Genomic DNA, 15,242 nt, shown 5'->3' with positions numbered 1-15,242 from the left:
ATGTTTTAATACAGTTCAACTCAGGTGCAATAAGTCACCAATAAGCGCCCCAGCCAAATTTTAAGTAACCTCCCCATCTTTTCGTTGGGATGAAGCTGGCGGTATCCGTATCGGTTCAAGTTGAGTAACATTCGATAGCATCCTTGCTGCATACCACAATAGCGCTACCCCCGCAGAAATTACAATTCAGTTCTCAGTCCTCCGTTTAGAGGACATATACAGAGCGATCGCAGATTCTGTAAAACACTCTCACAAAATGTAACATATCCTAATTTATTTGAACGAAAGCGATCGCTTAAACAAATAGCAATTAGCTTTGTTGAATAGGAAACAATGCATCTAAAGCGATCGCAACATCAGGAAAAGCTTGCATAGCAAGACTATCATTGCTACTCAAAGTCAATTCTTCACGATAGGTTCCATCCTCTGGCTGGCGGAAAACGTAAACTTGTCGCTTTTGTATATCGAGAATCCAATATTCTAAAACTTGATTTTTGCCATAAATACGCGCTTTTTGCTTACGATCTTTGGAGATAGTCCAATCAGCAACTTCTATCAATAGATAAATATCAGGTGCTTCAGGATGCCTAAAGGAATATTCATGATTCTCAAATCTGACAACAGCAATATCTGGCTCTGGCTCAGAATCATTTCCTAACGTCACGGGTAACTGTGTGCGAACTTCAGCGCGATCACCTAGCAATTTGAACAGTAATCTACTACTACGTTGCACACTTGCAGCATGAAATGGTCGTTGCGGACTCATGCAAATAATTTTCCCTTCCAACAGCTCTACGCGATCGTCCTCGTCTAAAACTCCTGCCTCGATCATTTGGTGATAATCTGCGATCGACCAAAGATGAATTTGAGGTTCAAGTTCTTGTTCTGCTTCAGTTACAGTTGCTTGCATGATATTTCTGCTAACAGCTTGGTTATGTTGATTTTAGCAAATAATAGTTAAGGTAGCGCGATCGCCAATCTCGTGAAATGCGTGGTAACTTTTTGCACCTGTTGGAAAATAACTAAAACTCGAAAGCTAGGAAAAATAGCCCGCTTATTTTTGCGATTTTCATGGATTTTCCCAATCCAAAAAGTTTAAAACACGACCTTCTTTGCTTCAACAGAACTCGTTACATTGTTTCTCAAATGCGAGTTAGTAAAAAGATTGCAAATCAATCCTTTTACTAGTGATTATTGGGTTTGATTCAATAAGCTTAATAACCATGCTTCTGTTGCTTTGGTAGATTGTAAATGTATGACTGATAAATGCTTATACTCTGATTTCTGAAATAGAGCAGGATATTTTATCCGATTTTTTTGATAGGTTTTGAGCATCCATATCAAAATAGAGTCATGATTAAAAAATGATTTATGGATGTTTTCGCGATTGCCATTCCATAATTCTGTCTGGTTTATAGCTCTCCCAAATGTTCGTCGTAATAATCTGCCCATCACTAGCCAGAAAGAATAATCCAGAAATACAACTGTGTCTGCTCGGTTCCAAATAACATCTCGCACTTTGCTGTAATTTCCATCGACAACCCAGCAATTGCCTATTAACGCTTCTGATATACGAGCATGAAACACCTGATCCGATGCTTCTGTCCAATTTGGCTCCCAATGTAACGCATCTAACTCGATATGAGGAATATTGAGCTTCTGAGAAAGCTGTCGGGCTAGAGTAGTTTTTCCTGAACCAGTTGTCCCTACGATCGCGATCCTCTGGCCGCAGTGCGGAAAGTTTTTCTGCATAAAGTTTAATATTGTATCAACAGGATTAGGGATTGATATATTGTGTAAATCACAATTTAAACTTTATGCGCAAAGCATTGATAAGTTATTGGCGTGAAAACTGACCAAATCATTACCAAAATTTAGCAAGAGTCAAAATGCGAGTCAAGATCGATAACGAAGTTCTATTTATTCATCGAGAGGATGTGCCAAAGTATAACAAACAGGGCTCAATCGTCCGTAATAGCTACTTTTGGGCTTTGCGATCGATCGCAGGTCGAGCTAACTCGCGCTATGACTGGGAATTTGAATCGGAAGTATGGATTGCATTGCAGAGAATGTTAATCTCTTTTGCGGAGTCAGGATATTTGCCCACCCGCGAAACTCAGTTAGAATTTGCCCCTGAGACAGATGAAATCCCCAAATTATTGCGATTAGTTTCCACAATTGCCATTGATGAATAACGGGAAATCCTTAATTTATGTGTAGAGGCAATTCATGAATTGCCTCTACACATAAATTAAGGATCCTTAGGTCTTAATCTTGAGAATTGCTGGCTTTGGTATTACAGGTCTTACACAGTAGCCCTGCACTCAAGTGCGGGCTAAAAGCTCAAACCCGTTGAAACGGGTTACTTAATATTATTTTGTAGTCCACTTCAGTGGACTTGAGCTTTTAGCCAAGAACTTGAGTTCTTGGGTTATTTACGTAAGTCCTAATAGTAGAAAAATTTTGAAAACTGATAGATTGAGTGTTAAAAGCTCTAAAAATCAACTGAATCTATGAAACTTGCCTTTATTATCGATCCGATCGCTAAACTCGATCCTGCCCATGACACTAGCGTAGCGCTGATGGAAGCAGCTTGTCGCAAGGGGCATGAGGTATTTATTACAAATATGAATACGCTCAGTGTCAAAGATGGCAAAGCATGGGCTTTTTTGCAATCCACCAAGATCTATCCTGTGCCACTGGTAGATGGTAAATGGCAAGTTCCAAGTCCTTGGTATGAGGTCGCAGAAGGGAAATTTCAACCTTTAGAAGATATGCATTTTGTGTGGATGCGTCCCGATCCACCTGTAACAACGGAATATCTCTATGCAACTTATATTCTTGATTACGTTGATACTGGCAAAACTAAAGTTCTCAACTCACCTCAAGGTATCCGTGCTGCTAATGAGAAGATGTATGCTCTGCAATTTACCAAGGCAATTCCCAAAACAATTGTGACTGCTGATAAAGGGACAATTCGCGAATTTGTGGCGACTGAGGGCAAGGCAGTCATGAAGCCTTTGGGCGGAAAAGGTGGCGAGGGGATTTTGTTTTTGGAAGTAGGCGATCGCAATATGAATTCGATGATCGAAATCAGTACGAATATTGGCAAAACTCCTGTGATGGTGCAGGAATATCTGCCCGACGCACAAAAGGGCGATAAGCGGATTATTTTGCTGGATGGCGAACCAATTGGTGCAGTCAATCGTGTTCCCCAGTCAGGAGAGTTTCGCGGCAATATGGCAGCGGGTGGCAGTGCAGTTCAGGTCAATATTACCGATCGCGAGCGGGAAATATGCAACCACCTCGCACCAATTCTAAGGCGTGATGGCTTAATGTTTGTTGGTATTGATGTCATCGGCGGCTACCTCACCGAAGTCAACGTCACTAGCCCCACAGGTGTCCGCGAAATTGATCGTCTTGATGGTGTATGTTTAGGCGATCGGGTGATGGATTGGCTAGCAAACCTCAAATAATCCAAAAAGACAAATCGCCCGCGTAGCGGGCGATTTGTCTTTTTGGATTAGGTTAGAATTGATGTAGAACATCTATAGCAATTCTTTGAGAAATGTCCCTTTTATCTATGAAGTTTTTTAGCTCAGAATTTATGCAAAAAGTTAAAGCTCACGTCAAAGTCTGGACGCGATCGCTTGCCGCAGTTTCCTTGGTCGCGATGATCGTATTTGGTGGTGCTCACGAAGCTTTTGCCAAACGCTCAGGCGGCAGAATCGGTGGAAGCTCTTTCTCAGCACCAACCCGTTCGGCTCCATCCAATTCGGCATATAGCGGCAGCAGCAATGGCTACTACAACAATAGTGGCGGCGGTGGATTTTTCTTTCTGCCGATGTTTTTTGGCGGCGGTGGCGGCGGACTGTTTACGATCCTGTTGTTGGTGATTGTTGCAGGCGCGATCATGCAAGCATTTCGTGGTCGGGGAGATGGCGAAGGCATTACTGGCATGGCTAGCAAAGTTACTGTTGCCAAAATCCAAGTTGGTCTACTCTCCTCAGCGCGATCGCTGCAACAAGAGTTAACTCGTCTAGCTCTGGAGTCGGACACCTCCTCCGTCGAAGGTTTAGCTACTGTTACTCGCGAAACTGCCATCTCCTTGATGCGTCATCCAGAATATTGGGTCTATGTCAGCAGTGCTAATGAAAATACTAAGTTTGCCCTTGCTGAACAAAAGTTTAATAGCTTGGTAATGTCCGAGCGTAGCAAACTCAATGAGGAAGTATTGAGTAACGTCGGCGGTCGGGTACTGCAAGGTAAAACTGCGGCAACATTACCTAGTACAGTTAGCCTCGACCTCGAAGCTCCAAGCGAATATATTGTGGTTACGCTTTTACTTGCAGTTGCGGGTGATAGCCTGAGCAAATTGCCTCCTTTACGTTCTACCGCAGATTTGCAGTCTGCTTTATCTGCGATCGGTTCTGTGCCTGCGGATAACCTGTTGGCAGTAGAGGTGCTGTGGGAGCCACAGTCCGATGACTATACGCTCACAACTGATGAGGTGCTGACGATATATCCTGATCTTGTCAGAATTTAGACCGATTGGACGCAAAGCGTCCATCTCTAGTAAAAAAGAAAAGGGGCGCAAAGCGCCCCTTTTCTTTTTTTGGGTTTTAAAGATTTACAAAATCTGGTGCAAAGTTATGGCGCTAAGAGACAATTTGTGGTATCACTTACCAGTATTATTTTTTCTTATTTATTCTGAGACAAGTTTAAAGTATTGTGATTTGGCTAAGATAGCGCTAAAAAATTCACAATTTGATTATAAATTCGGGTATGGCTAAGTGCGCATGGTTAATAGAGTGAATAGGATCGACATATGATGCAGAGTACAGATAATAAATATACAAATAGCTCAGAGCAGCCTTATGTAACTCAAGACGTTGATGCTTATACAGACAACGTTGATAACTTAATGGACGATCTGTTTGGAGATGTCGAATCCACACTCCATGTTGATTATGCTAAGCAGCGATCGCTTAGACAAAAAAATTCACAAACCAAGCAAAGCAAAACATCATCTCCCTATGCTTCTGTACAAGCCTCAAGCTCAGACATAGTGGCAATTCCTAAACTTGACACCTCCGAAAAAGAGCTGTCAACATCAAAAGATACTGTCAGTATTACCAAACTTAATGTTGCTGATATTGCTTTACCCCCCATATCTAAGCAAGATGTGCTCTGGATTCAACCCTACATCATGCGGAATCCAGAGCCGACCAGTAACCTACCACCGACACCACCTGAGCCATTAGTCCCGAAATATAATCTGCTTGATCGCCTCTTGCTGGTCTTTGCTTGTAGCTCCGCACTAATCGCAGCAGTAATGTGGACAATTAATCATGGAATTTGGTTGGGTAGGCAATCAGTTAATGTTGCTCAGGTCTCATCTAAAGACAATGGCACTAATAAGGCTTTTGGCGAAGAAGTAAAGCGGATGTTGTCGGAAGTAGTAGACAAAAATCGCGCGATCGCAGCTAATGCCAATAACACCATTGGCGGCAATATGCCCCTCATGGCAGCACCCCTAGTTGGCAATATGCAATTACCTGTGGGGACAAATAATCCTTTTGTGAATGGGTTGCAGCAGCCAATGTATGTGCCTGTGTATCAACCACCTGCTTTAAGCAATAGTGGTAACTCCCCATCTCCTCTTGCATTACCCCCCGTCACATCCAATAACTCGATTGATGTGTCTAACTCTGCGACAACGGCAAGACCAAATGCAGTATCTCCTCAAGTCACTGCTGCACCTGCGCCATCCTATACATTGATCGGTGTACTTGACTTAGGCGATCGCTCTACGGCAATGATTGATATCAATGGCTCTGTACAGTCGATTGGGCTAGGCAAAGCGATCAACAATACTGGATGGGTTTTATCCCGTGTTAGCCAGCAAGAGATCATTCTCAAGCGCGGTAAGGAAACGAAAACTATATTTGTTGGGCAAAAATTCTAATATAGTCCTAAAACCAAACGAGAATTGCGGCGCGAAGCGCCGCAATTCTCGTTTGGTTTTGGCTATGCCAATGTTGATATTGGGTTACAATTTCTCTGGAAAGCGCCTAACACATCTGAGGAAAGTATATGGGGTTAATAGAGGATATATCTCGCTTTTTAGAGACCCGCTTAGAGGAGTTTATTCGTAATAACCCACAGATTGAGTTGCAAATCCTCGAAGATAAATTGCGGCAACAAGAAGAAGAAATAGCGAAACTAATCGTTAGCTCGAAACTGGAGGAGAAACAACTCCAAGATCGGATTCTGGAAATCGCTGAAGAAATTCGCGTTTGGCACGATCGCACCGTTAAAGCAGAATCCTTTGATCGTCCTGACTTAGCTAGTGCCGCTAAAGAACGGGAAGCTGCGCTCTTGCGTCAAGGCAACCAAATCTGGGCGCAGATGGAGCTTGTCAAAAAACGCGCCACTGATAGCCAAACGCTACAGGTGCAGATCCAAGAGCGGCGCAAAGAAGTACAAGCTAAAGTCGCTGAAGCTGCTAAAACTGCCAAAGCTAAATCACCAACTAGTACTCCATTAAATTGGGACAATCTTTATACTCCGCCCTTTCGAGATCCTAACGATAAGTTAGAAGAAACTTTTCGGCGTTGGGAAATGGATGAAGAACTCGAACGCCTTAAACGCAATATGGGCAAATAAAATCCACAATAAGCGAGGTTCTTTACGGCGCACTTGTTGCGATCGCTATATTTTTTACGCGCTAGTAAAATTTGCAAACCATCATGCTATAATAGGAAAGCGTCAAAAATGCAACGGGATGTAGCGCAGCTTGGTAGCGCACCACTTTGGGGTAGTGGGGGTCTTGGGTTCAAATCCCAACATTCCGATTTCGTAATAAAAAAAGCAGAGATATTGTCTTGCAATATCTCTGCTTTTTTTATATATCTACTACACCTGCTAAACCATCTGGAACTAGTCTTATATGCTGGGTTTTTATTTCTGCCAATGACAGCCATCTTGCCGTAAATTTTGTTTTTATAGAATCTTCGTAACAAGTTAGCTCTTCTTTTTCATACCAAGATTTATCTACAAATTCAGCGTCATAGACAAACACAACTTCATGTCCTTGTTTACCTTCGTAGACAAATATATTCTCGATTACCTTAATCAGGCGCAGCTTCTCTACTTCGATAGATATCTCCTCATTAATTTCACGCAACATCGCTTCTTGGCTACTTTCTCCAAACTCGATTCCTCCACCTAATGGACGGCAAAAATAGTCCTGCTTGATCGAGTCAAAGCATTCCGATACTAAAATTTTGTTGTCTTTGCGGAATAAGCAAATGGAAATCGGTCTGATGCATTGAGGCTTATCCATGGGTCTAAATTTTAGTATTTGTGATGCCGATCGCAAATTATCACAATTAAGATCACAGGAACAAGAACTTGCGATCGCAGTCCTAATATTTATAAAAAGCGATACTCAATGCTATAGAAAACCCTTTTGACATTCCACCAATTATGATTCTCAATTCCCTGAATGAAACTCGCTCCATTGAAGTTATGACCATCGCTGGCAAAAAGAAAGGGATTATCTTTTTAGGAAAAACTTTTGTTGCTGATAAAGCCTATGACATTTTAGACGATGCGATCGCGGCTACTAAAAAAGATATAGATCTAGGTGTTGCTGTAGTCATCACACCTGATGAAGATCAATTTCGAGTTTGGATATTAGTACCAGATCAAATGATTCTTCAAGCTGCTTAGTCAGGCAACATCAAAAAAGGGCTATAACCCTTTTTGTTAGGACAAAATTAAAAAGACAAAAGAGAGTTGCAGCGCAACTCTCTTTTGTCTTTTTAATTGGCTATAGCAAGAGAAAAAGCAGAGGCAATATGAAAAATGGTCGCTACTTTTTTGTTCTTGCTATGTAGAGGCGATCGTGTTAGATTATTTGAATATCGTACTTTAATCAAAAATAAGCTTATGGAAAGTGACGATCCGCATCAAAGTAGATTTAGGCAATTCAGAGATAGTAAGCGCCATCAATTCTCGCCAAATATGCAACTGCCGACCAATCAGGTCGTAGTGAATATTGGCACATGGACAAAAGAACAGGTTAGTAATCTTGCCGAAAGTGTTAGAGATATTCATCTTCCCGATATGAGCACTAAATTAGAATTGCCGTTGCAAAATTGTTCTGTCCCTGCGGGTTTCCCTTCTCCTGCGGAAGACTATGTGGAACATAAGCTCGATCTTAATAGTTACTTAGTGACTCATCCTGCGGCGACATTCTTTGTGCGAACTTCAGGGAATTCGATGACTGGAGCACATATTCATGATGGTGACCTACTGATTGTCGATCGCTCTCTTGAAGCCACCCACGGCGATATCGTAATCGCTGTAGTACAGGGAGAAATAACTGTCAAACGCTTGCATTATCAGAAAGGAGAAGTGGCACTAGTTCCTGAGAATAGTGGCTATAAGACGATTTTTATTAACGAGCATTCTGACCTGCATATTTGGGGAGTTGTCACTAATGTTATCCACAGTGTTAGACCGAAAAGCCGAAAAAAGATTCGCTCTGGTCGATTGCAATAACTTTTACGTTTCCTGTGAACGTTTATTTAATCCCGCACTCAAGGGAAAACCTGTGGTAGTGCTATCAAATAATGATGGTTGTGTAGTGGCGCGATCGCAGGAAGTCAAAGATCTCGGTATCAAGATGGGCATACCTGTCTTCCGAATCTACGAACTCATCAAGCGCTACGATGTTCAGGTCTACTCTTCTAACTACAGTCTTTATGGCGATTTGTCAGGTAGAGTCATGTCTACATTGGCTTATTTTGCCCCCGATGTAGAAATCTACTCAATTGATGAAGCCTTTATCGATTTATCAGGATTTCGCTATCGTGACTTGACGGAATATGGCAATGAAATCCGTCAAAGAGTGCTGCAATGGGTGGGAATTCCAGTTTCAGTAGGAATTGCCCCGACCAAAACCTTAGCAAAGTTAGCCAATCTGATTGCTAAAAAATCTAGCTCAGGTGTTTTCGATCTCAGTGTTTATCCATCTATTGATGAAATTCTATCTCAAGTGGATGTTGATGATATTTGGGGTATTGGACTCAAATATGCTAGCTGGCTAAGAGAAAGAGGGATTAATACAGCATTACAATTAAAAAATGCTGATGAAAGCTTGATTCGGAAAAAGATGGGTATCGTTGGTGTTAAATTGCAATTAGAGCTAAGAGGTGAATCTTGTTTAGCGATGGAGTTACTTGACAATCCCAAAAAAGGAACCTGCGTCTCTCGGTCTTTTCCACAGTCCATAGATACGCTGCCTGAACTAAAAGAAGCGATCGCTTCTTTTACGCATCGAGCCGCCGAGAAACTGCGACGGCAAAAACAAGCCGCCAGTGTGATCACCGTTTTTGCAAGAACTAGTCCTTTTCGAGATAATTTCTACTCAAATAGCGCCACAGCAGAATTGGATTTATCAACTAACTACACGATTGAACTATCCCGTGTTGCGGCTCAGCTAACTGAAAGTATCTATCGCAAAGGACAAAATTTTAAAAAAGCTGGTGTGATCATGACAGGGCTTGTGTCTGAAAAGCAAGTCCAAGGCAATCTTTTTGATGTTAGTAATGATGAGGAGAAGCAGCGATCGCGCAATCTGATGAGCGTAATGGATGCGATTAATGAAATATATGGTCGGGATACCTTACGATTTGCCTCAACTGGCGTGATGCAAGTTTGGAAAACCAAATCTGAACAGCGATCGCCAAAATACACAACCTGTTGGCAAGATCTACTCGAAGTTTCATAAAAAAGAGGCGGTGCTTAGCACCGCCTCTTTTTTTTATGCTAACAATTTCTCAACTGCGGCAATTACATCCTCAGGTTGAGGAATTGTCAGATTTTCTAATCCGCCATTGTAGGGAGTTGGTACATCAAGCGCGGCAAGACGCACAATCGGCGCGTCAAGCTCATCAAAATAGCTGTCATTAATCGAAGCAATGATCTCTGAACCAATGCTGGCGCAGCGCATTCCTTCCTCAACAATCACAATGCGATGGGTTTTGCGTAACGAGGTGACAATGGTTTCCATGTCCAAAGGCTTGAGTGAAATCAAGTCAATCACTTCAGGATCGTATCCTCTATCAACTAAAGTCTCGACTGCTTTGAGTACGTGATAGCGCATCCGTGAATAGGTGAGGATCGTCACATCATTACCTTCGCGCACGATTTCTGCCTTGTCGAGAGGCAACAAATATTCTTCGTCAGGGATATCTTCCTTGAGGTTGTACAGCAACACATGCTCAAAGAAAAGGATCGGGTTATCGTTACGAATTGCTGACTTCAGCAAGCCTTTGGCGTTGTAAGGCGTGGAGCAAGCCACCATCTTAATCCCAGGCACAGCTTGAAAATAGGTTTCGAGGCGTTGCGAATGTTCGGCTCCGAGGTTGCGACCAACGCCACCAGGTCCACGAATGACGATGGGGATTTTGAAATTACCGCCTGAGGTGTAGCGCAACATCCCTGCATTATTGGAGATTTGGTTAAAGGCGAGTAGCAAGAAGCCCATGTTCATGCCTTCGATGATCGGGCGTAAGCCTGTCATTGCTGAGCCGATCGCCATACCTGTAAAGCTGTTTTCTGCGATCGGGGTGTCGAGTAGGCGTAAGTCCCCGTATTTCTTGTAAAGGTCTTTGGTTACTTTGTAGGAGCCGCCATAATGCCCCACGTCTTCGCCTAAAACATAAACGGCTGGATCGCGCTCCATTTCCTCATCGATCGCTGCTCTGAGGGCGTTAAAAAAAGTAACCTCTGCCATATAAATCTGTGATTGTGTCTATGATTATGTAAACAAGTCTTAGGCGATTATATCTTTTGGGGTGCGTCTCGACACAATCTTGCTTGTTGTCTCTAGATTCATTCTCAAAAATGCCTAGCAACATTACCCACAATAACAAGTTAGATTAAGATTTAACGTTGGACAAGATTGGGTAGTGCTAAATAGGTAAGGATAGGCGGCGCGATGCGCCGCCTATCCTTATAGATGGATTAGTGGCGATCGCGTTGTCGTCTTAGCTTGCGTTTTGGTTAACTAGGTATCTAGCGGAGAAGTCAATGCAGGTGAGTTGGGATGGGTTTGAGAAGGTGTTGGCGAAAGTGACTAATGGGGAACCTGATGAGTGCGATCGCTTATAAGCAATCGCCAAAAATACCGCCGATCTTTAGGGGTTAAGCATTTGCGCCACAATATTCAAACTCATCACAAAAAATCTCGATCCGCAAATGCTTAACCCTCTTAGCTCTTGCCGATAAATTGTGGCTACGTTGTGAGGTTTGGGCGCAGCATTACCGTTTGGAAGTTGTGGTGTGCCTAAATAGGGGCGGTAATGCTGCGCCCCTACGGAGGGATTGGTGAATATTTGGTTATGCGTTTTTGTAACGAATACCTGTTTCTTGGAATATCGCTTTATGCTGGCTGGTAGGCGACTGCGGGTTTTGATGTAGATGTGAGGATGTGGGTGATGAATAAGGCGATCGCTATTACTTTTTCGGCTTCTGGGACTTTTTCGCAGAAAGTTTTTGTACCTGTTTAGCAGTTAGTCCAGTCACTTGAGCAACCACATCTACAGAAATGTTAGAGCGCAGCATATTGATCGCAATTTGATTAGTTGCTTTAGCTAAGCCTTTAGCTTCACCTTCAGCTAAACCTTTAGCCTTACCTTCAGCTAAACCTTTAGCCTTACCTTCAGCTAAACCTTTAGCCTTACCTTCAGCTAAACCTTTAGCCTTACCTTCAGCTAAACCTTCAAGCAGTATTTCCTGATAAATTACTGATTCTTTCATGATGTCGCTCCTGAGTAATCTTTTGATGATTTCTTTGCTTAGGGCTATACCCGATATTATAGCGGTCGATGCGGCGACGTTGCTTTGTACTTGTTTATCTTGGATATTTTCAATTTGCTTTGCTATCTGTCTTAGCGTGTCTTCGGGGGCACTAGTTTTCGATAACGTTGCGAAGGGTAATAATCCTTGATATTGTTGAAATATGGCGGTGGGCTGTTCCCAAAGTCTGATTATTTCAAATTGATGGTTTAGTGAACCAATATTAAATGTGGTTTCACGGACTAATGGCGATTGGCTGGGATTGAGATAGATAACTACCTGCCGAACTTGCTTTTCAGGAAATTTGCGATATAGTCTCAGTCGATAGTCAGCCATGCGAAAGGGAATGTTTTTATTTGGCTCGGTCTGAAATTCGATGTGCAGGATAATTTGTGAGGATTCCAGAAATATCACTGAATCAGCACGGATTGGTTCGACCGATAGTTCTGATGGTTCGAGTTTAGTGAGGATTATGGCTTCTCCTAGTAGCCAACTGGCAAAGTCGGTGGAGTAGCTTTCGGCAAGGAATTTACAGACGTTATCGATCATTGCGGGGTTTGATCATTTCCAAAGAATATATCACTTCGTAGTTGGTTGCGAGTTGGGGTTTGTTATGTTTTTTGTAACGAGTAGCTGTTTTGGGGAATATCGCTTTATGCTGGCTGGAAGGAACCTGCGGGTTTTGATGTAAATGCGAGGATGTGGATGATGAATAAGGAGATCGGTATTGCGATGTTGACTTTTTTGGCTTGTGGACAAGTGCAGATAGTGATTAGTGAAAGTATCCAAGCGCAAACAACTCAAGACCGCAAAATAGAGGCAGATCGGATATTACAGCAAGGGATTCAGCAAGCTGAGACTAGTCAATTTGAATCAGCATTGCAGTCATTTGAACGAGCATTAACTATCTATCGTGCTATCAAAGAGCGCAAAGGAGAGGCAAGCGCAGTTGGAGCTATAGGTCTTGTATACGGTTATCTCGGTCAACAGGACAAGGCGATCGCTTATCAATTACAAAGTTTAGAACTCAGACGCAAAATTCAAGATCGCGAAGGCGAAGGAAAATCATTAAGCAATCTGGGAAACGCTTACCAAGACCTCGGAAAATATGACAAAGCGATCGAGTTTTATCTGAAAAGCTTAGAAATCGCGCGGGAAATCAAAGACCGTCTCGTTGAGGGCGCAGTGCTGGGAAATCTTGGAACCGCTTACAATTCTCTCGGCAAATATGACAAAGCGATCGAGTTCCAACTGCAAAGCTTAGCGATCGCGCGGGAAATCAAAGACCGTCTCGGCGAGGAAAATTCGCTGGGAAATCTGGGAAACGCTTACAATTCCCTCGGCAAATATGACAAAGTGATCGAGTTTTATCTGAAAAGCTTAGAAATCGCGCGGGAAATCAAAGACCGTCTCGGTGAGGGAAAGGCGCTGGGAAATCTGGGGAACGCATACCAAGCTCTCGGCAAATATGACAAAGCGATCGAGTTCTTTCTGCAAAGCTTAGCGATCGCGCGGGAAATCAAAGACCGTCTCGGTGAGGGAAATTCACTGGGAAAGCTGGGAATCGCTTACGATGCCCTCGGCAAATATGACAAAGCGATTGAGTTCCATCTGCAAAGCTTAGCGATCGCGCGGGAAGTCAAATACCGTCGCGGTGAGGGAAAGGCGCTTAATAATTTAGCCGTTGCCTACGGGAACCTAAATCGAGATCGCGAAGCGATGATTTCCTATCAGCAAGCATTGAGCATTGCCAGAGAAATAGGCAATCGCGGAAGCGAAGGTTTAACTCTCGCAAATCTAGGAAATGTATTATCCAAAGCCAAACGCCCCGAACTAGCGATTCTCTTTTACAAACAATCGATCAACGTCCGCGAAGCGATTCGCAAAGACATTCGCAAACTCGATAAAGATATCCAAAAATCTTATTTAGAAACTGTCTCTAACAGCTATAAACGCCTCGCCAACCTCCTGATTCAGAAAGATAGGATCGTGGAAGCCCTTCAAGTCCTCGATCTCCTCAAAGTCCAAGAACTCGAAGACTATCTCAAAAATATCAAAGGCAGTGACAGATCGGCGCAAGGTGTCAGACTTTTAGATCAAGAGAAAGCGATTAGCGATAAGCTGTTAGCGGCTAGCTTTGAGAATAGTCCTGAAATCAATAGCCAACTTGCTAACAAAATCCAACAACTTCCCAAATCAGAAATAAACAAAGTTCCCGACTATCTCCAAAAAATCCCTCAAGGTACAGCTTTACTTTATCCCTTGATTTTAAGCGATCGCCTCGAAATCATCCTCTTCTCACCCAACACTGTCCCCATCAACCGCACCGTCAAAATCTCGCAAAAAGAACTAGAAACCCTTGTGACTGATTTTAGATCTGCACTCATTGATACTGGCTCTGAAGATGTCAAAGAGCCTGCGGCAAAACTCTACAACATACTGATTAAACCCGTCGAAGCCGAACTCACCCAAGCAAAAACCACCACAATCCTCTATGCTCCAGATGGACAACTCCGCTATATTCCCCTTGCCGCACTCTATGACGGCAAACAATGGCTAGCAGAAAAATATCGCATTAATAATCTGATCGCCTACAGCCTCTTCGACTTTTCACCAAATCTGAAGATACAACCCAATATTCTTGCAGGAGCATTTGGAGGTAAGGCTAACGAAAAGAAGTTTGGACAAATTGGATTGCCAGCCACACTAAGAGAAGTGCAAGCGATCGCAAATTCATTCCAAAACTCAGTAACTCTCACCGAAGATGGTTTTAGTCGTCAAGCGATCGAATCAAAATTCAAAAATCACAATATTCTCCATCTTGCTACCCATGCTGAGTTTAATACGGGTACACCTGACAACTCCTTCATCATTTTCGGCAACGGTGACAAAATCCGATTAAATGAGATCACTGATTGGCAAATTCCGAATATAGATTTGATTGTTCTGAGTGCCTGTCAGACTGGAGTTGGCAAGCTTGGTGATGGGGTAGAAATATTGGGTTTTGGTTATCAAATCCAGAAAGCAGGTGCAAAAAATGCGATCGCCTCGCTTTGGTCTGTCAATGATGAAGGTACTCAAGCCTTAATGGAAGCTTTTTATAATGAACTCAAAAAAGGCGATGTCACTTCCACTGAGGCTTTGCATAGAGCGCAAGTTGCTCTGATCAAATCACAGAAATACAACCATCCTAATTATTGGTCGGCATTTTTTGCGATCGGGAATGGACTATAAATTCCAAGGAACAAAGCACCGCCACGCGGATGCCTTGTTCCTTGGAATTCAAGGTACTTAACTTGTTGTTTCAAAATTTGTAACGTTGATTTATTTTCTTGTAAGTAGTCTTAGACTGGGTAATAGTAAAATTT

14 protein-coding genes and 1 tRNA gene are annotated in these 15,242 nt (G+C 42.8%); 10 read left to right on the top strand and 5 right to left on the bottom strand.

Annotation, left to right across the window (positions count from 1 at the left end; genetic code table 11):
• Positions 1–310: 310 nt before the first annotated feature.
• Both PseudUWO311_RS14805 and PseudUWO311_RS14800 read right to left on the bottom strand, forming a co-directional pair.
• Positions 311–910, bottom strand: a complete 600-nt coding sequence (locus PseudUWO311_RS14805; protein WP_142656023.1) for a Uma2 family endonuclease — start codon at positions 908–910, stop codon at positions 311–313.
• A gap of 281 nt (positions 911–1,191) precedes the next feature.
• The gene (locus PseudUWO311_RS14800; protein WP_142656022.1) at positions 1,192–1,752 is read right to left on the bottom strand and encodes an AAA family ATPase; all 561 of its coding nucleotides are present in this window, start codon (positions 1,750–1,752) and stop codon (positions 1,192–1,194) included.
• A 137-nt stretch (positions 1,753–1,889) separates the two neighbouring features.
• Between PseudUWO311_RS14800 and PseudUWO311_RS14795 the strand changes: the two genes are divergently transcribed.
• From PseudUWO311_RS14795 to PseudUWO311_RS14770, 6 genes are all read left to right on the top strand, one after another.
• Positions 1,890–2,195 (top strand): hypothetical protein, encoded by a 306-nt coding sequence (locus PseudUWO311_RS14795; RefSeq protein ID WP_142656021.1) that lies wholly within the window; start codon positions 1,890–1,892, stop codon positions 2,193–2,195.
• A gap of 318 nt (positions 2,196–2,513) precedes the next feature.
• Positions 2,514–3,476 (top strand): glutathione synthase, encoded by a 963-nt coding sequence (gene gshB, locus PseudUWO311_RS14790; protein WP_142656020.1) that lies wholly within the window; start codon positions 2,514–2,516, stop codon positions 3,474–3,476.
• 107 nt (positions 3,477–3,583) lie between these two features.
• The gene (locus PseudUWO311_RS14785; RefSeq protein ID WP_142656041.1) at positions 3,584–4,546 is read left to right on the top strand and encodes a DUF1517 domain-containing protein; all 963 of its coding nucleotides are present in this window, start codon (positions 3,584–3,586) and stop codon (positions 4,544–4,546) included.
• Between the two features lie 282 nt (positions 4,547–4,828).
• Positions 4,829–5,968: a hypothetical protein gene (locus PseudUWO311_RS14780; protein WP_142656019.1), complete on the top strand. Its 1,140-nt coding sequence runs from the start codon at positions 4,829–4,831 to the stop codon at positions 5,966–5,968.
• Positions 5,969–6,096: 128 nt separating this feature from the next.
• Positions 6,097–6,669, top strand: a complete 573-nt coding sequence (locus PseudUWO311_RS14775) for a TIGR04376 family protein (RefSeq protein ID WP_142656018.1) — start codon at positions 6,097–6,099, stop codon at positions 6,667–6,669.
• A gap of 114 nt (positions 6,670–6,783) precedes the next feature.
• Positions 6,784–6,857: transfer RNA gene (locus tag PseudUWO311_RS14770), tRNA-Pro, on the top strand.
• 50 nt (positions 6,858–6,907) lie between these two features.
• Here the strand turns inward: PseudUWO311_RS14770 and PseudUWO311_RS14765 are convergent.
• Positions 6,908–7,348, bottom strand: coding sequence for an NUDIX hydrolase (locus PseudUWO311_RS14765; RefSeq protein ID WP_142656017.1), 441 nt, complete (start codon positions 7,346–7,348; stop codon positions 6,908–6,910).
• A gap of 143 nt (positions 7,349–7,491) precedes the next feature.
• Between PseudUWO311_RS14765 and PseudUWO311_RS14760 the strand changes: the two genes are divergently transcribed.
• The 3 genes from PseudUWO311_RS14760 (at position 7,492) to PseudUWO311_RS14750 (ending at position 9,802) form a co-directional block, all read left to right on the top strand.
• Complete coding sequence (locus tag PseudUWO311_RS14760; RefSeq protein ID WP_142656016.1) at positions 7,492–7,737, top strand: hypothetical protein; 246 nt, start codon at positions 7,492–7,494, stop codon at positions 7,735–7,737.
• Positions 7,738–7,872: 135 nt separating this feature from the next.
• Positions 7,873–8,571 (top strand): LexA family protein, encoded by a 699-nt coding sequence (locus PseudUWO311_RS14755; RefSeq protein ID WP_223807587.1) that lies wholly within the window; start codon positions 7,873–7,875, stop codon positions 8,569–8,571.
• Complete coding sequence (locus tag PseudUWO311_RS14750) at positions 8,510–9,802, top strand: Y-family DNA polymerase (RefSeq protein ID WP_142656015.1); 1,293 nt, start codon at positions 8,510–8,512, stop codon at positions 9,800–9,802. The genes PseudUWO311_RS14755 and PseudUWO311_RS14750 overlap by 62 nt, the downstream gene beginning before the upstream one ends.
• A gap of 33 nt (positions 9,803–9,835) precedes the next feature.
• Here the strand turns inward: PseudUWO311_RS14750 and PseudUWO311_RS14745 are convergent, their stop codons facing one another.
• Both PseudUWO311_RS14745 and PseudUWO311_RS14740 read right to left on the bottom strand, forming a co-directional pair.
• Positions 9,836–10,810 carry an alpha-ketoacid dehydrogenase subunit beta gene (locus tag PseudUWO311_RS14745; protein WP_142656014.1) on the bottom strand — a complete coding sequence of 325 codons (975 nt, stop codon included), beginning with the start codon at positions 10,808–10,810 and terminating at the stop codon, positions 9,836–9,838.
• A 722-nt stretch (positions 10,811–11,532) separates the two neighbouring features.
• Positions 11,533–12,423 carry an Rpn family recombination-promoting nuclease/putative transposase gene (locus PseudUWO311_RS14740; protein ID WP_142656013.1) on the bottom strand — a complete coding sequence of 297 codons (891 nt, stop codon included), beginning with the start codon at positions 12,421–12,423 and terminating at the stop codon, positions 11,533–11,535.
• Between the two features lie 156 nt (positions 12,424–12,579).
• Here PseudUWO311_RS14740 and PseudUWO311_RS14735 point away from each other — a divergent pair, with 156 nt between their 5' ends.
• On the top strand, positions 12,580–15,108 hold the full coding sequence (locus tag PseudUWO311_RS14735; RefSeq protein WP_142656012.1) for a CHAT domain-containing protein: 2,529 nt from the start codon (positions 12,580–12,582) through the stop codon (positions 15,106–15,108).
• Positions 15,109–15,242 lie beyond the last annotated feature (134 nt).

The organism is Pseudanabaena sp. UWO311 (genome assembly GCF_006937785.1).
In the GTDB taxonomy this organism is placed as follows: Bacteria; Cyanobacteriota; Cyanobacteriia; order Pseudanabaenales; family Pseudanabaenaceae; genus Pseudanabaena.
The sequence above is the reverse complement of the archived record's forward strand: the minus strand, read 5'-3'. Positions and strand labels throughout refer to the sequence as shown.